Source organism: Pseudoalteromonas rubra (genome assembly GCF_005887095.1).
GTDB classification, from domain to species: domain Bacteria; phylum Pseudomonadota; class Gammaproteobacteria; order Enterobacterales; family Alteromonadaceae; genus Pseudoalteromonas; species Pseudoalteromonas rubra_E.
This window is the reverse complement of the sequence record NZ_PNCI01000006.1, coordinates 1-25,050: the sequence shown is the minus strand read 5'-3', so window position 1 is coordinate 25,050 and position 25,050 is coordinate 1. Positions and strand designations below refer to the sequence as shown.

Below are 25,050 nucleotides of genomic sequence, written 5' to 3'. Positions count from 1 at the left end.
CTTATCCTTTTAGCCACAACGAAATAAAACACAAAGTTTGTTCTACAGCCATGTAGAGTTGCTTAGGTAACTGGTCAGATAAAGGTTCAGATGTTACCTCAATCGTTTGCTTTGCCTGCGCTTCGCATTGACGCGCCTGCTCAGCCAGGCGACGTAACCCAAGACCCGCGGCAGAGCCTTTAATGGTATGTGCCAGGCTTGCCAGTTCCGTAACACTTTCAACACCCTGCAAACTCGTCATATACTCTTCACAAAGCTTAGCAAACTTTTCAAGCATAGTGCGTAACAGCGCCTCTTTATTCATCATTTGTGTCAGCGCGAACGGATAATCAAACACAACTTCCCCTGTTGGGACATACTCCTGCAGTGCCGAGCACAGATCCGCAGGTGTAATCGGCTTCACCAAGAACCCGTTTAGCCCGGTCGCCAGCGCTTGCTGCTTTTCCTGTTCATGAGCATTCGCGGTCAGCGCTACGATAGGCAGTGACTGGCTGTTGAATTGACGTCGGAGTTGCCGGCTGGCCTCGTAGCCATCAATATTGGGCATATAAAGATCCATCAATACCACATCCGGGCGCAGCTTCTGACAAATGGTCACTATATTCTCTGCATTGCTTAGCGCAATCACGGTTGCCCCGTGCTGTTCCAGCACCGTTCTGCTGATATCCAGGTTCACCGGATTATCGTCCACTACAATACACAATAAAGGCGTTAAGGTATGGGGGTCTGGTGAATCTGTGACCGATCTTTCCAGTGAGCATGCGCTCAGGCTCTGGTAAAACACCGGTGCAGACAGTCTGAGCGCATCAGACTCTGGCGGCAGTGCATCGGTAAATGCATCGGTATCCGGTACCAGCCAATGTACCTGCTGGCCACGCTCAGTCTGGCTTAACACACGAACACGTTCTGCGTTGTCACAGGCCAGATAGGCCACAGAGCCCTTTGTAAGCTGTGAATTCAATTCCGCCTCACTTCCCTGATGTATGCCCTGATGAGCAAGATAAGGCAGAGGAGCCTGTCGCTCCAAAATGAGAAACAGAGATTGTCGGCTATCGTCATCTGCCAGTGCCGCGCGCTCTAACCGTAAAGTAAACTCAAACCGGCTGCCCACTTGTGGTGTACTCGAAAGCGTCACCTCTCCGCCGAGTAATTGAATAACTTGTTTCACTATCGCCAGCCCGAGTCCAATACCTTCATGTGGACGTGAGCTACTTTCATTACCCTGAGCAAATGCATCAAACAAACGTGCCTGATCTTCTTCACTAATGCCCGGGCCTGTATCCCAAACACAGAACCTGACGGCCTGCTCCGGACCATGGCTGTCCTGTTGCAGGGACATAGTCAACCCTACCCGGCCAGATTCAGTAAACTTCACCGCGTTCCCCAGCAGGTTCATCAGAACAAGCTTTATACGCGCCTCATCGCCAATTAACCGGGGCCAGATAAAGGGATCGACTTCTATCTCAAACTCAAGCTGTTTGGCACTGCTGAGGGGCGTAATCAAACTACTCAGGTTAGTGATCAGATCAACGACACAAAACGGCTGGTTGTTAGATTTACCCTGCCCACTTTCAAGCCGAGCAAAATTGAGAATGTCATTTAGCATCGCTAATAGCTGCTGAGCAGCACTTTCAATCTGCTCCAACTTCTGCTGTTCTTGGCGCGCGTCCAACGCAGGTTTCAGGATACTCACCAGGCCCAGGATGGCATTAATCGGTGTACGGATCTCGTGACTGATATTGGCAATAAAGCGGCTTTTGGCGTGATTGGCCCGTTCGGCATCGAGCCGGGCTCGGATGAGTGCCGTGACATTTTGCACGTGAATGACAAAGTATTTGGGGTTTTTCTGTTTGTCCCAGACCAAAGAGACACTCAGGTGCAACCAGCGTTTTGGATCTTGCTGAGCCAGGCTCAGTTCACTGGCTCCCTGTCGCTCGTGCAAGCAATGATCCAGCACATCATTTAATGCTTCTACATCTGCATCTTCAAACACACTGTACAGACTGCTGCCAATATCTACCCGGTCGAACAACTTACGCGCAGTCCGATTGAGCTCTAATACCAGCCGGTCGATAGATAACAAGATAACGCCGTTTGGAGCATACTCGATAGCCGCTTTAAAATTTTGCTCCGATGCCCTGAGTGCGGTCAGCGCCTGCTGTTGTTCACTGATATCCCGGGCAACCCCCAAGGTGCCGATACGCTTGCGCAGATCATTATATAAAGGAGAAACCGTGATCAGGTAACTGCTGCCCTCTAACACCAGAGTGTCAGTCAGACTTTGTCCCTGGCGATTCATTGCCAGCTCCAGATCCAGTAAGGCCAGATGTCGTTCGGTCACTTCCTGATGTTCGCGTGCTACCAGGTCAACCTGAGCGACCCCAATAAACCGCTCAAATGACTCATTGCAACCAATAAAAGAGCCATCTATGTTCTTATAGTAAACCAGATCAGGCACTGAATTTAATACGGTTTTAAGTAAGGCGGCCTGGCGCTCTTTGGCTTCAAGGCTTCGCGAAAGTGCTTTCTTCTGCTGCTGCACCTGTTCATCAAGCCTTACATTGTTCTCCTGAAGCTGCTGTAACGCATTGCGTTTTTGTGTAACAACCCGTTTGATTTCAATAAACCAAGGCTGCCAGTCTTTCGGAACCGCATAATTCATCGTCGCTTGTGGGGTATTTTCTTGGTAGGTCAGGTACTTTACAAAGTGTTTAAGGGGGCGAATAAAGACCTGAGCGTTTAGCCATACATAAGCAGCAAAGGTGGACACAATGAACAAGATCAGGAAACCCAGTTCGAGTAATGCTTCATACCGCGCAGGCGCAGAAAAGCTTGCTTCGCTCTGAACAAAACGCAGTGTAAAAGGCTGTTCCGGGGGTTGATAACTAAAACGTACACCACCTTCCCAGGGAAGCTTATCGTTGCGTGATGGGCCTGCTTCTGGCTCGCGGTATGCTTTGCTGGTGGCCAGCGTTACACCCGGCTGGGTGCCCTTTAACGCCAGCTCCCCGCCAGCAAAGGTCATCTGTTGTAATCGACCAGCCAGTTTCTCCACATCGTAGATAAGCAGTATTTGTGCAAGTGAGCCACTGGCCAGGCGCTGCCCGAGTGCAAAATAATGCTTGCCAAATACCCGGGTTGGCATACTCGTGGCGGTGATCCCCTGACTAAATTGCGGTGTAAAACGCGACTCCACTATGGCCGTTAATAAGTTGCTCTGGCTGGTATCGCGGCGTTTCACAAAGGCAAAACCATTATCCTGAATAAATACTACAGCTTCGAGCTCATCAATCAGGGCCAATGCAGTATCAAAACTGGGACCCAAAGCCATAATTTGCTGCCATTGCGCAACAAGTGCACCAGTGGGCACAAATCTGCCCAATCCGACAACTTCTCCTCCGTTGTCGGGAAGCTGCCGATAGAAATACCCTGTCTGCTGACGAATATTGTGTTGCCAGTTTTCATCCAACTGATAGCGAATAGGCTCAGCCAGACTATCTCGAATGCTGGATATGACGGTTTGCGCGGCCAGCGTTTCCTGCTCAACTTGACCTGCAAGTACATAAAACTGAGCCTGATACACCTGATACTGGCGTTCAAGTTTGATCTGATATAAATGAAAACAGAGCACCACCGCCAGTAGCATAGGCACCAGCAAAGCGATGCTGATAGCCTTACGATAGTTCTTAAGAGGGAGAAATTCCGGCACGCAGCGGCTCGATGTTAGTTCCTTGTTTTAGCAAGAGTAACCAGCGCTTAGCGATCTTTCAAGTGGATATGATCCCTGTTGAACGACGCTAAAAGCTTGATGAGGGTCTTATCGCCTTTACGCTGAACAAATAAACACATGGCTGCGGCTGAACAGTCAAAATAAATTGAGGAAACACAGCCGCTGTGAACACAATCGCTTTAGGGTGAGTCATAGCAACAAGCAGACGATAAGCATTGCGGGTTGGTATTAAACCGGCACCATCAACGGGCCGGAGATCAGCACTCTGGCAACATAACAGGTCAGCCATATCCATAGCTGACCTGTTGATTTAGCTATAGGTTTTGCTCTGCAAAAGAGGCCAAACGACTTCTGACCACGCCATTAAGGTTAATGGTGGCGGAGCCTTCAAAGTCCTTAAAGCGCTCCACAATGTAGGTCAGCCCCGAGGTGACCGGAGTAAGGTAATTACTGTCTATCTGTGCCAGGTTACCCGTACAGATCAGCTTAGTCCCCTCTCCGCACCGCGTAATGATGGTTTTTAGCTGCGAGGCCGTCAGGTTCTGGCTTTCATCCAATATCACCACTGCATTCTGGATACTGCGCCCACGCATAAAGTTAACCGACTTAAACTGAATATTGGCCTTCTCCATGATGTAGTTACGACTAGAAATTGGGCTTTCGTCGTGTTTGTGCAGTACTTCCAACGTATCTGTTATTGCCGCCAGCCAGGGCGCCATTTTTTCTTCTTCCGTGCCCGGTAAAAAGCCAATGCTTTCTGCAATTTCCGGGGTATTACGCGTCACGATCACTTTGTCATATACGCCCTTCTCTATGATCATCTCCAGTGCACTGGCCAGCGCCAGTAAAGTTTTACCGCAGCCCGCCGGGCCGGTCAGGATCACCAGTTCAATGTTGGGATCAAGCAGCGCATCGAGCGCCATGCCCTGATACACATTCTTAGGGGAAACGCCCCAGGCTTGTTGGTGCATCAGGCGCTCTACACTGATGTCCTTGAGGGTGACATGTTCGGAGTCATACCCAGTCACACGGGCGGCAAAGTGCTCACCCTCATCTATCAGGTATTCATTAACAAACACTTCGGGCATCAGCTTGGCGGGTACCTGGTGCAAAGTATAACGCCCTTGTTGCTCGGTCTGACATTCGCCGACATTGGCCCAGAAGTCACCGGTAAACTTGTTATATCCTGAGGTCAGCAAGTTAATATCATCGATCAACTGATCAGTACGATAATCTTCGACAAACTTCAGTCCTGCCCCCTTAGCCTTGAGACGCATGTTGATGTCTTTGGTAACCAGCACCACTTTTTTGTCTGAGTATTGCTTTTGTAGCTGTATGGCGCAGTTAATTATACGATGGTCGTTTTCGTTACCCGGTAATCCGGAGATGCTATCCGGATAAAGGTGGTCGTTGATCACAACCAGCCTGCCGCTGCTGGCAGGTTTGTGTGTGTCGCGCTGCACTTTAGGCAAAGCAACGCCTTCGAGCATTTGCTCAGGTGATGCATCACGCAACACGTCGTCAAGGCTGCGAATCGCCACCCTGGCATCGCTGCTGACATCGCGTTTTCTGTCTTTTATGTGGTCCAGCTCTTCCAGAACTGTCATGGGGATTACTACGTCGTGTTCCTGAAATGAAAAGAAAGCGAGGGGTTCGTGAAGGAGTACGTTGGTATCTAACACATACATTTTCCGGTCGAGGTCATCATTTCCCATAGTGCGTTCCTATTTAGTGAAAACTACTACTGAACAAAGACTTGGTCGCCACGCAAGTCTGTGCCCTTACCCTAAGTTTAGTCTATTTGTCACAAAAGTCGTTTTTATGACAGTCAGCTCAAGTATCAGGATGAACGAGTGGGGTTAACTACCTCAATTTTGAGCAACTGAGCTATGCTTATTTTTTGTCGTGAGGACGTAAACGCCACTGCCCGAAATAACGCCAAACAGGACAACAAATAGTCCCAGCTCCTGCGACGGCTCAGGTCAATAGCATAAAGTGAAAAAAATCACAGTTTATGTACGTTTATCCATGCCTCACAACCTTGAACAAGGCGGTGCTTCTCGGTACCATGGCCGCCTTTTTTCCGCGAGACGAGACAAGCATGAATTTTTCCTTAGGTCAGCGCTGGATCAGTGATACTGAATCAGATTTAGGATTGGGCACCATAGTGGCATTGGAAGGACGCCAGGTGACCATATTGTTTCCTGCCAGCGGTGAAAACCGCGTGTATTCTGTACAGGAAGCTCCGGTTACCCGCGTGATTTTTAATCCCGGTGATGTGATCCGCTGTGTTGACGAATGGGAAATACGTGTTGAGAAGGTCGAAGAGCAAGGCGATCTCCTGTGTTACCACGGCGAACGCCTGGACAATGAAGAACCCGTCACGCTGAAAGAGACCTTTTTGGATCATTTTATTAAGTTTAATAAGCCGCAGGACCGCTTATTTGCAGGTCAGGTTGACCGCTTCGACCGCTACACTCTGCGCTATCAAACCTGGCAACACCAGTTCAGCCGCCAGCAGTCTCATTTAAAAGGTCTGATAGGTCAGCGCGCCAGCCTGATCCCACACCAGCTTTATATTGCCGACGAAGTGGGTAAACGTTTCGCCCCGCGGGTATTGCTGTCGGACGAGGTGGGCTTAGGTAAAACCATCGAAGCGGGTATGATCTTACATCAGCAGATCCTCACCGGACGTGCCAGCCGGGTACTAATTGTGGTGCCAGAAAGCCTGCAACACCAGTGGCTGGTTGAGATGCTGCGCCGCTTTAACCTGCACTTTTCTATTTTTGATGAAGACCGTTGCGACGAAGCTTTTGCGGATTCACCTAACGTGTTTGAAACCGAGCAGCTGGTGTTGGTCAGCCTTGAGTTTATCACCAAGAAACGCCGCTGGTTTGAGCAGGCCACACTGGCCGACTGGGATCTGTTGGTTGTGGATGAAGCCCACCACCTGACGGTAGAAAAAGACAAGCCCAGCACAGAGTACCAGCGTATTGCTGAGCTGAGCCAGGACATTGCCGGCCTTATCTTGCTTACCGCCACACCTGATCAGCTTGGTCACCGCAGCCACTTTGCGCGTTTGCAATTGCTGGACCCGGACAGATTCTACGATTACGACGCCTTCGTAGAAGAAGAAAGCCACTATAAAGAAGTGGCTGATGCCGCCAATAAACTGCTTCAGGATGCCAAGCTTGACGACAAAGCTAAGGCCACCCTGACCGAGCTGTTAAAAGAAACCGACATCAGCGACCTGCTGAGCCAGGTTGAACAAGGCGAAGAGACAGCCAAGCAAACGCTGCTGAATAACCTGTTAGACAGACACGGCACGGGCCGCATTCTGTTCCGTAACAGCCGCAGTGGTATCGACGGCTACCCGAGCCGTAAACTACATGCTTGTCCGGTAGACATGCCAAAGCAATACAAAACCGCTATCTCTGTAATGGGTAATATCGGCGGTATTCAGAGTGCTGAAAAGAGCGCGCTGCGCGCCCTGTTCCCGGAAAAAATCTTCCAGGAGTTTGAAGGCGAAAGCGCCAGCTGGACTCAGTTCGATCCGCGCGTTACCTGGCTGATCGACAAACTTAAAGAGCTGAAACAGCAAAAAGTATTGCTGATCTGTGCCGAAGCGCAAACCGCCATCAGCCTGGAGCAAACCCTGCGCGAGCGCGAAGGCATTAAGTCGGCGGTGTTCCACGAGGGGATGTCGATTATCGAACGTGACCGTGCGGCGGCTTACTTTGCTGACGAATATGATTCTGCCCAGGTACTACTGTGTTCAGAAATTGGCTCGGAAGGTCGTAACTTCCAGTTTGCCCACCACCTGGTATTGTTCGACCTACCGCTAAACCCGGATCTGCTGGAGCAGCGTATTGGCCGCCTGGACCGTATTGGTCAGCAACAGGATGTGAATATTCATGTGCCTTACTTCGCCAACACTGCGCAGGAAGTGTTACTGCGTTGGTACGACGAAGCACTGGACGCGTTCGAAACCACCAGTACCACAGGACAGCTACTGTATAAAGAGTTCTCAGACGATTTGCTGGAACTGGTAGCAGCGCATAACTGTGACGAAGAAGAGCTCGACCCGCTACTTGAACAAGTCGCCAAGCAAAACACTGTGCTGCGCGCCAAAATGGAGCAAGGTCGTGACCGCCTGCTGGAGCTGCACTCAAGCGGCATGGGTAAAGCAGACACGATTGTCGAAGAAATCGAAACTCTGGATGACGACGTAGTACTGCCGACTTACATGATCAATGTATTCGACATCTTTGGTGTCAATCAGGAAGACAAGGGTGAAAACACCATTATCCTGAAGCCCACAGAGCATATGCTGAACCCATCTTTCCCTTGTCTGAAAGACGATGGCATCACCGTCACCTTTGACCGTGGTACGTCGCTTTCGCAGGAAGATGCGCAGTTTATCAGCTGGGACCATCCTATGGTTGAAGGCGTAATGGACATGATCTGTGATGACGACTTTGGTTGTGCATCCGTTGCCTTGTTGAAAAACAACAAGCTCCCAGTGGGTACTTTCTTTGTTGAGCTGATCTTTGTGGCCGAAACCTCAGCACCTAAATCTTTGCAGATTGGCCGCTTCCTGCCACCAACGCCTATCCGAGTACTGATGGACAAAAGCGGTAACGACCTGGCACAGAACGTCGCCTTTGATGCCTTTAATAACCAGCTTTCTGCCGTTGGTCGCCAGACCGCCAGCAAGCTGGCCAACGCCCTGCAGTCGGGCATTCACCCGCTGATCAGCAAAGCCGAAGAGCAGGCCAAAGCACAGATGGCTGAACTGCAACAAGCAGCACAGTCACAGATGGAAACCCGACTGGGTGACGAACAAGCCCGCTTACAGGCACTCAAAGCCGTTAACCCGAATATCCGCGATGAAGAAATTCAGGTATTCGACAAACAACGCAGCGCGCTGAGCGAGCACATCAGCAAAGCGCAGGTCAAACTGGATGCAATTCGCCTGATCGTGGTCGCACACTAAATTATACCTATCGCAGGGCACCATCGTGCCCTGCTCTTCCTTACCCTCTCCATCTTGTTAACCAAAACAATATAATTGACACAAAATTAACCAACTGTTACATTTTGTGAATCCATCCGTCTGTTACTTTCGATTCCGATTTGCATGCCTGTCAGGGAGGCGCGGTCACAATAATGAAGAACAACTCAAGCCTAAGGAAAGACAAGGTTAATAAATTCAGAGACCAGGTAAGGGTGTCTCTGCGCAGAGTGCGCCTGGAAATGGGTCTGTCTCAACAGGGTCTGGCAAAAAAGCTGGGGGTCGATCAGAGTACCATCAGTAACTGGGAATCCGGCCGCACAGATTTAACACATGTACAAATGTTTGAAATTATGCTGATATGCGGTAAAGATATCTTTGCTGCCTATCTTGGGTTTCTGCCCGAAAGGGACGACACATCATCACAAGAAGAACAAAAGGACAGCGTTAAAAAGCAGGATTAACCATGGATATTTATACCTTTTTTACTTACATGCAGCTACCGATTATGCTGTTTGCACTGATTAAAACTTGGCGATACGAGTGTGCCAGATGGTTTTTGATTACATTTGCATTTGTAGAGCTGATCGATGAATTAATGGTTCCTGTCGTCATGACCTGGCACACGCATTTTTATATCTGGTGTGTAGCCATGAATTTTGTCTTCTTATTACCCATAATTTATCGAAAGTCACTTGCTGGCTGGTTGTACCAAATGACAGGCATTGAATTTTTTAATAATGTGTATGAAAAGCATTACTTTTCATTGCAGGAAGGTGCATTTTTTTTCCTGATCACAATATCAATTATCATCAACGGTATTACCTATATCGAAGTATTGCTATATGTACAAGATGTCATTAATACACTTTATATTAAGCTCTATGTAAGAGACTTCGTGAGTGCCACTCTACACATACTTATGTCTCTAGCGTTGTTAACCTATGCAGCTAAAACCCCTATGAGAGAAAGGAATTTAAGCTATGAAAACTAATATTATTCCAAAAGACTTTTTAAAAAAAATAAGTGGTGGTATCGGGGGGCCAGTAGGCAGCCCCGGAATTCCTCCTAAATTAATTGATCCAGGGAAAACAGAAAAGCTTAAGGGTTGAGCTTCTACTAAGAATTCCCGCACGCAAAGGAATTGAAAGTATGAGATTTAATATCACTCAAACAAACAGTTTAGTGAGAGCATTAGCTTGTACGACCTGCCCAGTTGTACAATCAACTAAGTGGACTCGAAAAAGGCAGTGATTGATAAGCTTTTTACGGAAGTACATTTATGAATATATCCATAGGTGTTGTCCGTCAACCGAGTTGGTCGAGAAGGAATGATCAAATGAACACATACCATTCCAAACGGCCTGCTTAGCAGTACCTCTGTAGGCATTGGACGCTCTTGACTTGCCACTACAGTCATTTAGCGCTAATAGCCCAGACTTGCCTCCAAAAGTTTACAGTGCTGAAAGCGTGTCTTTGCCGCCCAAGTGACTCGCCAGAAGATATTGAATACAACACTCAGTTTATTAAGTGCATTTATGAATATATCCATAGATGCACTTTTACCTTAGCGCACAGCAATTTGCTAAAGCACACATTAACCTCAATATGAACCGCAATATTATACAGACAGCTCATGCAATTGTAGTGCAAACACTATCAATTCGACCTCTTAGGCACCTGATATCTCAAGTTTTAACAAAGACTTAAAATCGGCTAACCTAGATTCCCCCTTCAGAGTGCGCATTCTCCTCTAACAGGGCTATTAGCATGGTTGGAGACATAGGGAGCAGACCAACCTTCAAATCAAATGGCTAGCAGGCTTTGTTTAATACTTCCGTTTTATAGTTTCCACGGTCGTTTTCTATATCAGAGAGTGTTTTGCGAGAGATGTTTACCAAATTTGCTCTTTTAAGATGAGATAGAGGAGAGGCATTTCTGAATCACGACACAGCGCTTAGAAACACAAAGCAGGCCAGTAAACTGGCCTACGATCAACAACATTGTCTAGCAAGAAACTAAAAGTATAACCTGTCAGGTCGCCCTGAGCCGGTCATACAATAGTCATTAAGCGCACTGCCAGGTTTGCGGGCACTGCATGGTTCTCAGACACATAAGTGTGTCCAGGTTAGTACCACCAGCAACTTGCGGGGTTTGCTGTGGGTTTAGTTTAGCAGAAGTGGTGTTAAGGTTTTTAACGGTCTTTTTGCTTAGTTTAAGTAACATCTTAATTTCCTTTGGTTAGTTACATAAGTCGCGGCAACAGTATCAGGTTTTTATAGTCGTACAAAGCCCAAATAGATGAAATATTTATTTAAATCAAACCAAGTTTAATAAATAATCATTCATTAAAAAACAGTTATAAAAATAGCTCATGTTTTGATCAAACCATTTTTCTGAACGCATTATTTCCCAATTGGGAACATTTATACCCAAATCAGCTTTAACCTTTATTTAACCTAACAAACGTTAGCTTAATCTTTGACCCGGCTTCGTCCGCACAAATAAGCAACTGTAGTGAAAGGAAGATCAACATGAGAAAGGTTAAAACTGGTGCCATTGCACTTTTGCTGGGCAGCGTGTTTAACGCACACGCGCTGCCTATCCCTGATGACTTAGATCAGGCACTCACTGAGCTTATTGCTCAGCATGGCCTGACAGGCAAACCCGATAACGGCTTTGACTTACCCGGCGTCGATGACCCCGAAGTCAAACTGGGTAAGCTGCTGTTTTTTAGTAAAGCGCTCAGTGGCGATAAGCAAGTCGCCTGCGCCAGCTGTCACCATCCTTATCTGGGTGGCGGTGATGGTCTCTCCCTGCCTGTGGGCACGCTGGCGCAAGACCCGGATGTACTAGGACCGGGCCGTAAAACCACCACAGGGCAATTTTATGTGCCACGCAACTCGCCCAGTATTTTCAATGCCTGGGTGCATAAACGCAGTTTGTTTCGTGATGCCCGGGTGGAGTTTCTGGACTGGCTGAACCCCGAGCAGGGAATAAGTACGCCGGATGTGCCGCATGGTGAAGCCGACCCCAATGCGGGTGACTCTTTGTTAGCGGCACAAGCGCGCTTTCCGGTCGTTACCCCCTCAGAAATGCAGGGCTTTGAGTTTATGAAAGGCGCGCCCAATGAAGCCGTCAGGGCCCATCTGGCAGCACGTATCGGCAACTATGGCAGCGCCCGGGGCGAGCTGTTTCGCAACCAGTGGCGGGACTATTTTGCCGCGGTCTATGGCGATAAAAGCGCCGAAGAAATCGTTACTTTTGATAATATCACCCGCGCACTGGCAGCTTACCAGCAGTCGATGAATTTTACCGACAACCCCTGGAACCGCTACGTTCAGGGCGATAAAAACGCGCTGAGTGAATCCGAAAAGCGCGGGGCCTACCTGTATTTGTATATGCCGCCTCCACCATCAGATGGTGGCAGCGAACCTGATTTCTTGCCCACCCAGTGCATTGGCTGTCACAATACCGACAGCTTTAGTCAGACCAAAGGCACCAACCACCACCGCCTGGCATTTCCGCAGATTGGGCCAGGGATAGGTGAGCCTGGCGATGAAAGCAATGATCGCGGCCGTTTGCTGCGCAACCAAAGCCTGGATGATATCTACAGCTTTCGCTCCACGACCTTGCTGAACGTCGAGGTCACCGGCCCGTATGGGCATGCGGGCAGCTACGATACGCTGGAGGAAGTGGTCGAGCATTACGATTATTACCATGCGGTATTAGATGACTACATAGACAACCAGGGCTGGTGCAGACAACCGCAATTCAAAGACATAGAAAATTGTGTCGACTTATTCCCCGACACCCGACAGCACACCGATGCCGCCGCTAAAATCATTGACGATGAAATTGCCGACGGTGCCCCGGTACTGCGCAAGCTGGAGCTGAGCACTCAGGAAAAAGCGGACTTGGTCAACTTTATGAAGGCCCTGACCGATCCATGTGTAAAGCAAGCTGAGTGCCTCATGGCCTGGCTGCCGCAACCACAGGAAGGCGATCCGGATGGCCTGCAACTGTTTGCCAAAAACTATCAGGGTGTGCCCTTGTATCTGCCCGCAGACTGCCGTCAGGGCGACACGGCGGTAACTGGCAGCCGCTTGTTGCTGGCGCAGGGTGAATGTATCTCGGGCAAAGCCCATTATTTTTATGTGGATGTCGCACAGGATAACACCACCTTGTATTTCAGCAGCCGTGGTGGCGCAGGACGCCCTCGCCTGTTTTACAACCCCGACCAATGGGCCAGTACGGCCAATGCTCAGGCAATATCGCGTGGCACAGGCACCGAGCAGGTGCTGAAAGTGACCGTAAATCGGGGCCGCCACTTTGTTTCTGTGTTGGATCCGCAGGGCTATGAAGGACTGACAATTGCAGCGGGTATCGACAGCGCCCTGCGTGAGCCCGGTGAGCAACCCCGCGATATCGTCAATGCCTGTGAGCAGGGTCTGCCCAGTGGCTACGCTGAGCTTATGCCTGGCCGCGCCCAATGTGCATCCTCTGGTGACAGTTACTTTTTTGTCAAAGTGACTGAACCGGGTAGCACGCTGGAAGTTCGTACCCGACACGGCGCTGGCAACAGCGACCTGTTTGTTAGCAACTTCTGGCCCAGCACCAGCATGTATACCTTTGTCTCACGCTCAGCAGATAACACTGAGTTTCTGCGTATCGACGGCGCAGCCCCAGGCTGGTACTACTTTTTGCTCTCAGGTGATGGCCAGAATGAGGGGGTGAGTATTCAGGTCGACCTCATTCGTCCTGACCGCCCAAAAGATCATAAACAGAACCGCAAGCCAAACTAGAGTCCTCGCTCTGTTTTGCCCAGTAGATATCAGCCGTGATATCAACCCCCATAGCCGTAGTCCTACCTGCGGTTTTTTTCTTCTTCACAGTCTAATCAAAGACTTGTAGTGACCGACAATCTCTTTAACCCGCCTTTAACCGCACACTCTTTAGACTGGCGGTTACTTTTTACCCGCATCAAAAATCGGCGGGCAAACCTAAGTGCTTATTCAGAGAGTTCATCATGACGTTACTCAACAACCGTTTACTCATTACCCAGCTGGCTTTTTGTGGCCTGTGTGCTGCCATTGTTTTTGCAATCCCCTCTCTGGGTGGTGCCGAGGCGCAGGCCCAGCCTCAGCCTGGCTCTGAGCAACGCCAACAAACGGGCGCTACCCTGAGCCTGCCTCAAGTCACGGTCACCCCAGTGCAGGCAGCCAGTTACACTCGGGTCATTACCGCGTATGGCACAGTCAGGGCCACTCACGCACTGACGCTCAGTAGCGAGGTGGGCGGCCGGGTGACTCAGCTACACCCAGACTTTAAGCAAGGAGCACGTCTGTCGTCCGGGACGGTACTGGCACGCATAGACGACACCCAGTTGCAACAAGCGCTGGCCAGTGCCGAAGTATCGCTGGCACAAGCCAGACTGGATGCGGAAGAAGAAAAGCTACAGAGCTCGCCAAACAAGGCGCAGTGGCGCCAGCTGGCCAGCACCGACAGTAATGGGATCTTGTCGTCTTTACGTGCACCGCAGCAAGACGTTGTGGCCACGCAGCTAAGTTTAGCGAAAGCGCAGCTGCAAAGTGCCCGGTACAACCTGGCCGCCAGCCAGTTTACTCTGCCCTTTGATGCCACCATAGTCACGCGCTCGGTACAGCCTGGCAGTTATGTCCAACCGGGCAGCCCCATTGCCACACTTTACAGCACAGCGCAGGCCGAAGTATCCGTTGAACTCAGCGCCGAGCAATGGCAGCACCTGCCCGCTCAGGCAATGCCCGAAGGTGGCTGGTCGGTTACTCTCAACGATGCCACAAGCGATACCGCAGATACACAATGGCATGGCCGGGTGACGCGTCTGAGTCAGCATATTGACCCTCAGTCGCGCCAGCGCCTGGCCATTGTCAGCGTAGACAACCCCTTAGATCAGGCTCAGCCGTTGTACTTTGGCAGCTATATGGAGGTGTACATTGAGGGCGCGGAGCAAAACGACCTGTGGCGCATTCCCGCGTCAGCGCTGTCGCAGCAAAATCATGTCTGGTATGTCGATGAGGAAAATCGCCTGGCGCACTTTACCCCGCAGATCCAGTTTCGCCAGCACGGCGCCGTTTATATCAAGGCCCGTAGAGGCATGCACCAGGCTAACATAGTGCTACGCCCGCTCAGTGCCTACCTCGACGGCATGAAAGTCACCCCAGTGACAGAGGAGCGCGCCCATGACTGAACGTTTTTCAATCATTGCCTGGTTTGCCAAAAACCCGGTCGCGGCCAACCTGCTTATGCTGGCGGTTATTCTGTTGGGGCTAAGCAGCGCCGGTAGTCTGCGCAAAGAAGGCTTTCCGCAACAAGACCCGGACACAGTACAGATCAGTGTGGCCTACCCCAGCGGCAGCGCCGCTCAGGCTGAGCAGGGTATTGCAATCGCCATAGAAAATGCCCTGGAATCCGTCAAAGGGATCAAACGCGTTACCACCACAGCCAGCGCCAGTAATGTGCAGGTACTGGTAGAAAAAACCTCGCAACATGACCTGGATACCTTACAAAGAGACATTAAAAACCAGGTTGATGCCATCTACAACCTGCCAGAAGACGCCGAAAAACCCGTGATCACCACGGCTCAGCGGGAGCAGGAAGTGATCCGGGTGCAGCTGTTTGGCGCGCTGTCGACTCAGACACTGCAAACCCTGGGCAGCCAGCTTGCCGACGACTTACTGGCTCAGCCCAATATCGCCAAACTCAACCAAAACGATCATCGCGATCCGCTGGTGGCGATTGAAATCGACGAGGCCCGCCTGCAAGCCTATCAGCTCAGTTTCAGCGACGTGGCCGAGGCCATTAATCAGTATTCCGGCACGGCACTGACCACCAGCCTGCGTAACCCGGATAAGGTACTGCGCCTCAAAGCCGCCGAGCAGGCGCTTTATGCCAGCGACTTTGCCTCGATTGTGGTCGCGACCACAGCTGCGGGCAAAAGCATTCGACTCAGTGACGTTGCCACATTACAAGACACCTTTGCCGATGACAGCTTTCATCTGGCCCGGTTTAACGGTCATCCCACCTATGGCATTACCATAGTGATGGACGAATACGGCGACATGAGCAAAAGTGTGGCACAGGCCAAAGCCGTGGTGGCCCAATGGCAAAGCAAACTGCCTGAAGGCGCTTCGCTTATCACCTGGTACGACAATTCTAAACTGATCACCGAGCGCCTGAGCCTGCTGAGCCTGAACGCGCTGAGCGGTATTGCCTTGGTGTTTATGGTACTGGCACTATTTTTAAACCTGAAAGTGGCTTTCTGGGTTGCTGCGGGCCTGCCCTTTGTATTCTTTGGCAGCCTGTATTTTATGACTGAGCCCTACACGGGCATGACCCTCAACGAAATGACCACCTTTGGCTTTATTATGGCGCTGGGCATAGTCGTGGACGATGCCGTGGTGGTGGGTGAAAGTATTTACACCACCCGAAAACGCTTTGGCGACACCCTCAGTAACACCATCAAAGGCACCCACCTGGTCGCGGTTCCTACTTTGTTTGGCGTATTAACGACCGTCGCGGCCTTTGCGGCACTGGCCAATATCTCAGGCGGGCTGGGCGTTTTGTATGCGCAGTTTGGCACTGTGGTCACCTTATGTTTGTTGCTGTCTGTGGTGGAATCTAAACTGATCTTACCGACGCATCTGGCGCACATTCACACCCGACAAAAACCCCAAAAACAGCCAAACCGCATCGCGGTGCTGTGGCATCGCGTGCAACAAAAGGCAGACGGTTTACTGACTGGCTTTAATCAGCGCCTGTACAAGCCGGCACTGGAGCGCGTAATGCACTTTCGCTACGCCGCACTGATGGGCTTTGTTGCACTGTTTTTTCTGGCCATCAGCCTGATCACCCAGGGCATGGTCAGAGTGGGCTTTTTCCCCGGACTGCCAGCCGATACCATCACCGCCACCATGACACTCTATAACGACGCCAGCTTTGGCCAGACTGCCCGCAATCTGGATCAGCTGGAGGCCCAGCTATATCAGGCCGAGCAGCAATTGCTGGACGAGCAAAACATCAGCCACATCGCCAGCGTGTCGGTCAGTGCCACAGGCGATCAGAGCGGCACACTCAATGTGGAACTGGTCGGCACCCAGCCCTACACCCTGAGCGAACTGGCAAAACGCTGGCGCGCCATCGCTGGCACCCCGGAGGCCAGTAAAACCTTACACATTCAGGAGCAACTGGCGCGTGTTTCCAACTTTAAGGTGGAGCTAAAAAGTACCAGCGACGAAACGTTAGAGGCCGCCGAAGCGACCTTGCAGCAGGCGCTGCGCGATATCAGTGGCGTACACAGCATCGACAGCTCGCTGGCTCCGGGCGAAGCGACGATGCGTTTTGAAGTGACCGAAGAGGGCGAAATGCGCGGCTTTACCACACAGCTGCTGGCACGCCAGCTGTTGCAAGCCTTTGGCGGAGAAGTGGTACAACGCTATATGCGCAACAAAGATGAAGTGAAAGTAAGGGTTCGCTACCCGCTGGATGAGCGCAGCGAACAGGGGGATGTGCTTGCAGCCCGGGTGCGTGCCCCGGACGGGCGAACCGTGCCGCTGGGCAACGTTGCTAAAGTGATCTACACCAGCGAAGTACAGTCCATTACCCGTATCAATGGCGTCAGAGCGGTCACTGTGTCCGCTGCGGTGAATAAAACCCAGCTGACCCCCACTGAATTAGTGGCCAAACTGGAGCAAAGCGTGGTCCCTGAGCTACGTGCGCAGTACCCGGATCTGACGCTGCACTTTGCCGGAGAAGCGGAGCACCAAAAAGAAGCCACCGACTCCATGAGCTCGGCTTACCTGCTGGCGCTGCTGGCCATCTATGCGCTGCTGGCTATCCCACTGAAATCCTACTGGCAGCCACTGATCATCATGTCGGTGATCCCGTTTGGCTTTGTGGGCGCGATTTTAGGACACTGGGGCTTAGGTTTAACGCTCAGTATTCTATCCTTAAATGGCATACTGGCGCTCAGTGGCGTGGTGATCAACGACAGCCTGCTGCTGGTCAGCCAGTTTAATCGCTATCGCAATGAGGGTAAAACCATGCAAAATGCGCTACTTGAAGCCTGCACAGGTCGCCTGCGCGCAATACTGCTAACGTCCCTGACCACTTTTGCCGGGCTGTATCCTATTTTGGGCGAAACCTCCCAGCAGGCACAGTTTCTGATCCCCGCCGCGGCATCGCTGGGCTATGGCATTTTGTTTGCCACTGCCATCACCTTGTTTTTAATTCCTGTTTTACTGCTGATCAGCCACGATATTGCCAACCTGATGTGCCGATTCAGCCCCATTCGTACGGAGCATGTCCCCCATGATCAACGTCATTTTAGTTGAGGATGACCTGGCACTGGCCGGTAATATCATTGATTACTTTGAGCTGGAAAATATCATCTGCGACCACGCAGCCAACGGGGTCGCCGCGCTCAACCTGATCCGCGACAACCACTATCAGGTGATCATTCTGGATTTAAACCTGCCGCGCATGGATGGCCTGCAGATCTGTCAGGCACTGCGCGACGAAGGCGATGATACCTCAGTGATCATGCTCACGGCGCGAGATCAGCTCGAAGACAAACTGGCCGGTTTTGCCACCGGCTGTGACGACTACCTGGTCAAACCCTTTGCCATGATGGAGCTAGTGGTCAGGGTAAAAACCCTGGCCAAACGCAAAAGCGGCGAAATAAAACGGCTGGAGCTGGCCGGATTATGCCTGGATATAGATGGCCGTGACGCCACGTATCATGGCAGCCGACTTAAGCTCAGCCCCACCGGCATGGTAATACTGGAAACCCTACTGCGCGCCCACCCTAACCTGGTTACTAGGCAAGTGCTGTTGCAGGCTATCTGGGGCGATGAACAACCCGACAGCAACGCGCTTAAAGTGCATATTCACCACCTGCGCAAAGCGCTGGCGGCATGCACAACCCATATCACCCTCGAAGCCATTCCCAGACAGGGCTTTAAGCTGCATTGCCATGAGGAGAAAGTTTAATGGCCCCCATACATATGAGCTTGCGCCGCTATATTCTTGCCGCCCTACTGGTGCTGGCCACTTTGGTGATCAGCCTGTTATCAGTGCTCTGGACCAACAGCTTTTTTACCGGGCTCGATGACATGATGAAAGGCACTATGCTGAATATGGCTCAGGCCCATCATCCGCAGCCCGGTTATCCGATCCAGGCGCACAACTTTGTGGTGGCCAGTCAGTGGCAGGATTTACCCGAGCCCATCCGTGCGGCGTTTACCCGCCAGGAAATAGAGACCAACACATTACACAAGCTGGTTACCCGAGGTAATATGCTGACAAGGCCCAGCGAAGCCCGCTTTGTAATGTTTTTTGAAACGCCCGATGGCCAGTCCGGCTTTGTGGCCCATCATTTTACCGCCCCAAAAACATCGCCCAAGTCCTGGTTTCAGGGGCCTGAAATATTGGGAATACTCTTTGCGCTGGGCACCCTTGCACTGTTTGCTGCGATCCTGGTGATGCTGATGCGCACCGTGACCCGGCCCGTCGCAGAGCTGCACGCATGGGCGGCCGAGCTGGATCATCACTCGCTCGACGAGCCACCACCGGTATTCAGGTATCGCGAGCTGACCACACTCGCGGAGCTTATCCAGCTAAGCCTGCAACAGGTCAAACATAGTCTCGACAGAGAGCAGGAGTTTGTCAGCTACGTCAGCCACGAACTGCGCACGCCCATTGCCGTGATCCGCAGTAGCGTAGAACTACTGCAACGCCTTGACAGCGCTCAATGTGAAAAAAGCAACAAGGCACTAAAGCGCATTGACCATGCGAGTCAGGCAATGGTCGCGCTGACTGAAACTCTGCTGTGGCTAAGTCGCAAGGGACAACCTCTGAGAGATTTAAAGACCGTAAAACTGGCCGAGTTGGTGGAGTCACTGATGCAGGACCTGACTTATCTGAAGCAGGGAAAACACATAGACATACGGCTTGAGACCGACGATTATCGCTGCGAATTGCCCCATTCCGGCGCAACTATCGTCATTGGCAACCTGTTGCGAAATGCCATTCAGCATACCCATCAGGGTGCCATTTCTATACACCAGACTCAGCATATACTGGAAATTGAAAATCACGAATACATAGGCTCAGAGCCACCCGCAGAGCACAGTGCGCTCCACAATACTGCGGGATACGGTTTAGGTCTGGATCTGGCGCAAAAACTATGTGACGAACTTGGCTGGCAGTTGAGCATTCGCCACGACGCACACCGCTTTAGTGTTACGCTGGTTTTATCACCACAATATTAGACAACTAGGTGAGCTAACGACCTGCCGAATCCGCTTAGAGTCAGGCTCGCGCTCAGTGAGCAGTTAAGTCTGCTTCACAGAGCCTGTATGAATTATTCGGCTTTACTTCAGCCTGTCCCTGCGCAACTTCATTAACCAGGATGATTTGTTTTTTTCTGCGTCATAAAATACCGCAATGGTAAAGAAAAACATCAGAAAAAGAACAATGTGTGTAGCCAGGCTGACCCCAAATACGATCATACTGCCTATATAAGTAGCAAAAGCAAAGCTCCACAGGCAGGCAAGAACGGTCATTATGTGGAAGCGACTGACAGGGTCCGGTATATGCCGAAGCGGGTTTCTGGTTGAGTCGAAAATATACTTGTAGAAATCATATATTCTGAGTGCAAGCTGTTTCATATCCACCTCACAGCCAATTGAAAGGTCACAACGTTATACGAAAGAATCTGCGCATTAAAAATACACCCTGTTTAAAATGGCCAAAACCCACACAAAAGTCTCATAAACATCATCAAGGCCTCTTATTTAATAATAAAATATTATTGTACTTAAGCAGAACTCTGGCATCATGCAGGCGTTATTTATAAACAAGGAGAATAGACATCATGTCTAAAATAACAGCGCTACTTCTGGCGGCCTTATCTGGCCACGCTACTGCAAATGTACAATGGGATCTGGTTACAGACTCACATTTAGACGGCGTGTTGGCAACGAGCGGTACCCAGCTGCAACAGCTAACGGTGCAAATGCACGCGAATAAATTCAACGCGACAGATGCTCAGGCGCCTGAAGCTTCACTTATCCAGGGTGAGTTTGAACTTCCAAAAACCTTTGAAATTGGCTCAGGCCTGAAACAACGTGTGCAATTTAGCATTGCAAAAGACGGGGCGCGTTTTTACTTTCTGGGTCAGGGCTCTGAACAGGATGGATATCAGGGTACCTGGTATGGTCCAAACAATGACTCCGGCGATTTTACGTTGACGACTCAGACAGCGATTGAAGTGCTCCCTGCCAGCTGTGCACAGATCCTGAGTGAAAACCCGGACGCCCAGTCAGGGGTTTACAACATAGATCCAGATGGCAGTGGCTCACACCCTGGCTTTGACGCTTATTGTGATATGGACACTGACGAAGGCGGCTGGACACTGATTGGCACTTACAGCAAATCAGAGCCAGGCGGAAAGAAATATATCAGTGAGTACAATCCGCAGCCGGATGTGACAGCCATAAGTCCGACGGTAACAGGCCTTTACCAGGGTCCGCTGAGTGCATTCAGAGATGTCCGCGAGCAAGTTTCTTGTGATTACGCAAGTTGCCGAACGGTTTACCAAAGTTCAATGAGCCAGGCTGAGTTAGAAATGGTGCGTTATACCTGGGGATATGAAGATCAACAGGCACATCAGAAAGATACACCACTACCTAGCTGTCGTACCGCTTACGTTACGAATGAAGAACCAATCGAAAACTGCCTTTATGTAAAAGATGGTCAGAATAGAAACAATACCAATGTTGTTGGCTGGCAACGTGATGTACACCCTGGATACAGCGCATGCTGGTTAGCACATGGTGTATACAGTCCAGACTCACTAGGCTCACCTCGATGCAGTGGCACTCTCAAAGGTAACGCTACCCGTTGGGGCCTGCTGTGGGCTCGATAATATAAGTCATTAAAAAGGCGCTCAATGAGCGCCTTTATGTTATATCTGGGCTTTGCGTAAGCGGGATGCTGAGGGAAAGCTCACTTTTAGCTGTGAGGGAGTAGTTGCGAGAGACATTTTCCTCTAATATTCCAATAGTTCATTCCACCCAACACTTACTATCAGAACAGCCCACTCCTCTTAAATCCATGGAGCATGAGCTGAAAGCCGACGATGTATCATCTGCGCACGAATTTTGAAGCAAATAGCGTCCATATATGTCTTTTTAACTTTTATGTTATAACTTGTTAGGTTGATTGCTTTACAATTTTGGCTTGAACTCTCAAACTCTCTTTAGCTTCACCACCAGAAAGGATTTTCAACGTACTTTCTGAAACACCAAATACAAACTCCGTACCTTTATCGGGACCAACAGAATGCTTAGGATGTATTCTGATTTCCACTACTGGTTCTTCTAGTAAGTCTCTGTTCGTCAAGCGTACCCAAAATTCACCACCCCTTCCAAAATTGGGAACTTTCCACTACTTGAGTCATAAACAACTACAGAGTCTCGTAGGTTAGGGTTTATTAAAAGTCTGACTTGGGTGGTGCCTGTTACGTCCTCGAACCCAGTAACCGAGCCTATTTTAGCTTCAAGTTCTTTGATGCGTTTTCCTAGAGTTTCGTACTGTGACTTTGTTTGCTTAGATACTTCTGAAACACTACCAACAATTATATCTTTATGGGAGTTCAATGCGGTTGAAGCAGTTGTAGACTTTTCATTTACCAATGAGTTTATTTTATTTTGATTAGCTTCATCTGTTTTTGAAAGTTCGAATAGGTGACTCACTACCAAACTTTGTAATAACATGATCATAAATATCGTAATAGCCCAAAAATGCTTTTGTTTCTTGGCTATTGCACTATCATCTGATACTGGGAAGAAAAATTCTGTCGCCACAAATGAAGCTATTGAAAAAAGCAATCCCCAGACGTAAGCACTATTCAAGTATTCCATTACTACCCTTTTGATTTTCCTTAACTACCTCAAGATTAGCTGAGTAAGTTCCTGCTGTCGACTTTGAAACCAAACAGTGTATTAGTGAGAATGCCGGTTTAAAAAGAACTGCAAAAGGACCAAAGGAACGCTAAAGGAACAGATAACGCTGGGTGCAGGAGCAGGAAATAGCTAACTTTAGCTATAGTGGTGCACTTCAATTTAGAACATAGCTACGCCATTTATGACTTAGATATCTTCAAAAACCACATTAGTAACTGCCCTAAACTCACTGCTAAAAAACGAAGCAATGTAGGAAGCGTCAAATGCTGAAATGTAGCTTTTAACGTCAAGGTCTCTTGTTATGAACTAGTCATTTAATTGCCAGCTCTCATTGCCTTGGCATCCATGCTCTTTAATGAGCCGCTGCTCGACATCATTTATATTCTCGGAAGCATCGATGTTACAAAGGAAAGATAAAGTGATTTTGTGACCACTACGATCCGCTTCAGCTAAGTGCCTATGCACTTTCCGATAACCCTTGGGATTTGACTTCCGGTATGGTCGATTTTGGAGAAGGCGACGAACATTACGTTTGTAGTGCTGCCGAGGCCTTTTGCTTCCACCTTTAGCTTTGCCTACATAGCGACCTGTGAGGGCACCATCTTCGTCATGGGTTTCCCACATGTAGATCAGCGCCTTGCCTTCATTTACGTTATAGGTGAGTGTTTCGAATTCCATATGTCGCATAAGAGCTTATTAGCGTGAATATCGGTCCCCTGCTCTCAGAGCCTTACCAATCCACCACTAAAATATTTATTCATAATAAGAGCAATAACCTACCACCATTACTCTCTCTGCTAAAGCAAAAACGGCTTTGTTGAAACCGAGCCTTGTTCATTACGAAACTGGGGTCTAGTTACGCAAAACTACTAACCTTTAGACTCTAATTTACTTAAATAGGTACCTCAGGTAAACGAGAGCTTCGAGGACATCCAGGTTGAACCTGCCAACCCATAATAAGAACAAATAAGGACGGGTGTCATTAATATTCTAGAAATGTTTCACCTTGTTTTCAATAATTTAAATTCATTTGCTGTTCTAAAGTTAGTGTATTTCATCATTGAATCTGTTACTTCATGAACACGATAAACTTCTTGGTAAAGTACAGGATCTGAATCTACTTTTTTTACAATGACTGTATACAAACAACCAGAGTAAGACCACAAGCCTGATTCTGTTCTCTCATCAACTACTTCGCCATCCCGATAAGAAGTAAACTTTATATTGTAATGTCCGTCAGCAGTTCTGGTATTTGTCCAACGCCGGATCGTTCCGGTTTCTTGAATTTCTTTTTCGCCTAACCAAGTTCCAACTAGGGCGTCATAGGCAATATTGGGGCATGTATCTTCGTCTTGATATGCATTTGAGCTCATATCAAATTCGATCACACCTATGGCTGGGGTGTTTTTATCTTGAATCAATGTGACAAATAAGGTGCCAGCTAGTAGGCATAAGCAGCTTAAAAATCCAAAAATGAAAAAACCAATTTTAATTTTCATATCGTATGCCTATCGCAACGCTCTGAGGCAAATTTGGAGCGCAGCGTAAAACTTGTCCGACAGCAATGCCTTTATGAAGAGGGTGGCCTGAATTAGCAGCGATTTTAGACTTCGCAAGCAATATTTCTTCTATAGTATCAAAGTGTTTTTCGAGCAGTAACATCCTTTCATCCATGCCATTTAACGCTTTAGCATTCATGCGTACGCAGTACGTATGATCGCTTGTTGAACTGGGCCGCCACCAGCACTCCGTATCCCGCTGGTGTGGTTTATGCTGTGGGAATGTGCTTTTGATGGGTGACCTTGTTTCAACAGTTCATGCTTTAAACCATGACATCGTGACTCATTCCCTGCCTGAACAACATGTATATGAATATCATTAGACCCATTTTTGTTCTATTTGGCAAGGTGTTATACAGATTGGTTAGCTCTCTCTTGAAGTGGCTTTGGTAAAGTTAGTGGTATTGGCAAAGTGGCATTCATGGCTGAATTCATTTGGTTGGGTTTGTAGTTCTGTCAAACTTTCTTAAAGGAGCAAATAGCTGACACCCATTCCAAAACTTGTCTGTCATACAACCCCCGCCTATGCTTTTAATCTACTCCAAGGATAAGGACGAACCAAATGCCTACGGCACGGAAAAGCCAGGTCAGCTTAGTTGACACAAAATACTACCATTGCGTCTCTCGCTGCGTACGACGTGCCTTTCTATGTGGTGAGGACCCATTAACAGGCCAATCTTATGAACATCGTCGTGAATGGGTTGAAGAAAAGCTTCTCCTGCTGGCCACCATTTTCTGTAT

Annotated in this window: 19 protein-coding genes and 1 pseudogene; 11 read left to right on the top strand and 9 right to left on the bottom strand. The window is 49.4% G+C overall.

Annotated elements, in window-relative coordinates; genetic code table 11:
* Position 1 precedes the first annotated feature (1 nt).
* Both CWB99_RS02410 and CWB99_RS02405 read right to left on the bottom strand, forming a co-directional pair.
* The gene (locus CWB99_RS02410; protein WP_138552832.1) at positions 2-3,709 is read right to left on the bottom strand and encodes a PAS domain-containing hybrid sensor histidine kinase/response regulator; all 3,708 of its coding nucleotides are present in this window, start codon (positions 3,707-3,709) and stop codon (positions 2-4) included.
* A 335-nt stretch (positions 3,710-4,044) separates the two neighbouring features.
* On the bottom strand, positions 4,045-5,445 hold the full coding sequence (locus CWB99_RS02405; protein WP_138552831.1) for a PhoH family protein: 1,401 nt from the start codon (positions 5,443-5,445) through the stop codon (positions 4,045-4,047).
* Between the two features lie 386 nt (positions 5,446-5,831).
* Between CWB99_RS02405 and rapA the strand changes: the two genes are divergently transcribed.
* The 4 genes from rapA (at position 5,832) to CWB99_RS24750 (ending at position 9,856) form a co-directional block, all read left to right on the top strand.
* Positions 5,832-8,726, top strand: coding sequence for an RNA polymerase-associated protein RapA (gene rapA / locus CWB99_RS02400; RefSeq protein ID WP_138552830.1), 2,895 nt, complete (start codon positions 5,832-5,834; stop codon positions 8,724-8,726).
* Positions 8,727-8,899: 173 nt separating this feature from the next.
* Positions 8,900-9,208 (top strand): helix-turn-helix transcriptional regulator, encoded by a 309-nt coding sequence (locus CWB99_RS02395; RefSeq protein WP_249331634.1) that lies wholly within the window; start codon positions 8,900-8,902, stop codon positions 9,206-9,208.
* A 2-nt stretch (positions 9,209-9,210) separates the two neighbouring features.
* Entirely contained in the window at positions 9,211-9,738 is a 528-nt protein-coding gene (locus CWB99_RS02390) for a hypothetical protein (protein ID WP_138552829.1), read from the top strand.
* Positions 9,728-9,856, top strand: a complete 129-nt coding sequence (locus CWB99_RS24750; protein WP_283235373.1) for a hypothetical protein — start codon at positions 9,728-9,730, stop codon at positions 9,854-9,856. Before CWB99_RS02390 ends, CWB99_RS24750 begins: the two co-directional genes overlap by 11 nt.
* A 955-nt stretch (positions 9,857-10,811) precedes the next feature.
* Here CWB99_RS24750 and CWB99_RS23955 read toward each other — a convergent pair.
* A complete protein-coding gene (locus tag CWB99_RS23955) occupies positions 10,812-10,970 on the bottom strand; it encodes a hypothetical protein (RefSeq protein ID WP_160317408.1) in 159 nt (52 codons plus the stop codon).
* Between the two features lie 308 nt (positions 10,971-11,278).
* On the opposite strand from CWB99_RS23955, the gene CWB99_RS02380 reads away from it, so the two are divergent.
* The 5 genes from CWB99_RS02380 to CWB99_RS02360 all read left to right on the top strand — a co-directional run bounded on the left by CWB99_RS02380 (position 11,279) and on the right by CWB99_RS02360 (position 20,053).
* On the top strand, positions 11,279-13,549 hold the full coding sequence (locus CWB99_RS02380) for a cytochrome c peroxidase (protein ID WP_138552828.1): 2,271 nt from the start codon (positions 11,279-11,281) through the stop codon (positions 13,547-13,549).
* A gap of 224 nt (positions 13,550-13,773) precedes the next feature.
* Positions 13,774-14,973, top strand: a complete 1,200-nt coding sequence (locus tag CWB99_RS02375) for an efflux RND transporter periplasmic adaptor subunit (protein ID WP_138552827.1) — start codon at positions 13,774-13,776, stop codon at positions 14,971-14,973.
* The gene (locus CWB99_RS02370; protein ID WP_138552826.1) at positions 14,966-18,115 is read left to right on the top strand and encodes an efflux RND transporter permease subunit; all 3,150 of its coding nucleotides are present in this window, start codon (positions 14,966-14,968) and stop codon (positions 18,113-18,115) included. The genes CWB99_RS02375 and CWB99_RS02370 overlap by 8 nt, the downstream gene beginning before the upstream one ends.
* On the top strand, positions 18,093-18,773 hold the full coding sequence (locus tag CWB99_RS02365; protein WP_138552825.1) for a response regulator transcription factor: 681 nt from the start codon (positions 18,093-18,095) through the stop codon (positions 18,771-18,773). Before CWB99_RS02370 ends, CWB99_RS02365 begins: the two co-directional genes overlap by 23 nt.
* Positions 18,773-20,053 carry a sensor histidine kinase gene (locus tag CWB99_RS02360; protein WP_138552824.1) on the top strand — a complete coding sequence of 427 codons (1,281 nt, stop codon included), beginning with the start codon at positions 18,773-18,775 and terminating at the stop codon, positions 20,051-20,053. The genes CWB99_RS02365 and CWB99_RS02360 overlap by 1 nt, the downstream gene beginning before the upstream one ends.
* 102 nt (positions 20,054-20,155) lie before the next feature.
* Here the strand turns inward: CWB99_RS02360 and CWB99_RS02355 are convergent, their stop codons facing one another.
* The gene (locus tag CWB99_RS02355; RefSeq protein WP_138552823.1) at positions 20,156-20,452 is read right to left on the bottom strand and encodes a hypothetical protein; all 297 of its coding nucleotides are present in this window, start codon (positions 20,450-20,452) and stop codon (positions 20,156-20,158) included.
* Positions 20,453-20,658: 206 nt separating this feature from the next.
* On the opposite strand from CWB99_RS02355, the gene CWB99_RS02350 reads away from it, so the two are divergent.
* Positions 20,659-21,711: a fibrinogen-like YCDxxxxGGGW domain-containing protein gene (locus tag CWB99_RS02350; protein ID WP_138552822.1), complete on the top strand. Its 1,053-nt coding sequence runs from the start codon at positions 20,659-20,661 to the stop codon at positions 21,709-21,711.
* Positions 21,712-21,998: 287 nt separating this feature from the next.
* Here the strand turns inward: CWB99_RS02350 and CWB99_RS23950 are convergent, their stop codons facing one another.
* From CWB99_RS23950 to CWB99_RS02330, 5 genes are all read right to left on the bottom strand, one after another.
* Positions 21,999-22,154: a hypothetical protein gene (locus CWB99_RS23950; RefSeq protein ID WP_171045240.1), complete on the bottom strand. Its 156-nt coding sequence runs from the start codon at positions 22,152-22,154 to the stop codon at positions 21,999-22,001.
* A gap of 29 nt (positions 22,155-22,183) precedes the next feature.
* On the bottom strand, positions 22,184-22,708 hold the full coding sequence (locus CWB99_RS02345) for a hypothetical protein (protein ID WP_138552821.1): 525 nt from the start codon (positions 22,706-22,708) through the stop codon (positions 22,184-22,186).
* Positions 22,709-23,056: 348 nt separating this feature from the next.
* Positions 23,057-23,428 (bottom strand): hypothetical protein, encoded by a 372-nt coding sequence (locus CWB99_RS02340; RefSeq protein ID WP_138552820.1) that lies wholly within the window; start codon positions 23,426-23,428, stop codon positions 23,057-23,059.
* A 323-nt stretch (positions 23,429-23,751) separates the two neighbouring features.
* On the bottom strand, positions 23,752-24,249 hold the full coding sequence (locus CWB99_RS02335; RefSeq protein WP_138552819.1) for a hypothetical protein: 498 nt from the start codon (positions 24,247-24,249) through the stop codon (positions 23,752-23,754).
* On the bottom strand, positions 24,239-24,448 hold the full coding sequence (locus tag CWB99_RS02330; protein ID WP_138552818.1) for a hypothetical protein: 210 nt from the start codon (positions 24,446-24,448) through the stop codon (positions 24,239-24,241). Before CWB99_RS02330 ends, CWB99_RS02335 begins: the two co-directional genes overlap by 11 nt.
* A 423-nt stretch (positions 24,449-24,871) precedes the next feature.
* Between CWB99_RS02330 and CWB99_RS02325 the strand changes: the two are divergent.
* Positions 24,872-25,050, top strand: a pseudogene (locus tag CWB99_RS02325) (transposase); the annotation flags it as partial.

Coding starts and splice junctions, on each gene's coding strand:
- CWB99_RS02405 (WP_138552831.1), bottom strand. CDS start 5,445: ATGGGAAATGATGACCTCGACCGGAAAATGTATGTGTTAGATACCAAC.
- rapA (WP_138552830.1), top strand. CDS start 5,832: ATGAATTTTTCCTTAGGTCAGCGCTGGATCAGTGATACTGAATCAGAT.
- CWB99_RS02395 (WP_249331634.1), top strand. CDS start 8,900: ATGAAGAACAACTCAAGCCTAAGGAAAGACAAGGTTAATAAATTCAGA.
- CWB99_RS02390 (WP_138552829.1), top strand. CDS start 9,211: ATGGATATTTATACCTTTTTTACTTACATGCAGCTACCGATTATGCTG.
- CWB99_RS24750 (WP_283235373.1), top strand. CDS start 9,728: ATGAAAACTAATATTATTCCAAAAGACTTTTTAAAAAAAATAAGTGGT.
- CWB99_RS23955 (WP_160317408.1), bottom strand. CDS start 10,970: ATGTTACTTAAACTAAGCAAAAAGACCGTTAAAAACCTTAACACCACT.
- CWB99_RS02380 (WP_138552828.1), top strand. CDS start 11,279: ATGAGAAAGGTTAAAACTGGTGCCATTGCACTTTTGCTGGGCAGCGTG.
- CWB99_RS02375 (WP_138552827.1), top strand. CDS start 13,774: ATGACGTTACTCAACAACCGTTTACTCATTACCCAGCTGGCTTTTTGT.
- CWB99_RS02370 (WP_138552826.1), top strand. CDS start 14,966: ATGACTGAACGTTTTTCAATCATTGCCTGGTTTGCCAAAAACCCGGTC.
- CWB99_RS02365 (WP_138552825.1), top strand. CDS start 18,093: ATGATCAACGTCATTTTAGTTGAGGATGACCTGGCACTGGCCGGTAAT.
- CWB99_RS02360 (WP_138552824.1), top strand. CDS start 18,773: ATGGCCCCCATACATATGAGCTTGCGCCGCTATATTCTTGCCGCCCTA.
- CWB99_RS02355 (WP_138552823.1), bottom strand. CDS start 20,452: ATGAAACAGCTTGCACTCAGAATATATGATTTCTACAAGTATATTTTC.
- CWB99_RS02350 (WP_138552822.1), top strand. CDS start 20,659: ATGTCTAAAATAACAGCGCTACTTCTGGCGGCCTTATCTGGCCACGCT.
- CWB99_RS02345 (WP_138552821.1), bottom strand. CDS start 22,708: ATGGAATACTTGAATAGTGCTTACGTCTGGGGATTGCTTTTTTCAATA.
- CWB99_RS02340 (WP_138552820.1), bottom strand. CDS start 23,428: ATGGAATTCGAAACACTCACCTATAACGTAAATGAAGGCAAGGCGCTG.
- CWB99_RS02335 (WP_138552819.1), bottom strand. CDS start 24,249: ATGAAAATTAAAATTGGTTTTTTCATTTTTGGATTTTTAAGCTGCTTA.
- CWB99_RS02330 (WP_138552818.1), bottom strand. CDS start 24,448: ATGAATGCTAAAGCGTTAAATGGCATGGATGAAAGGATGTTACTGCTC.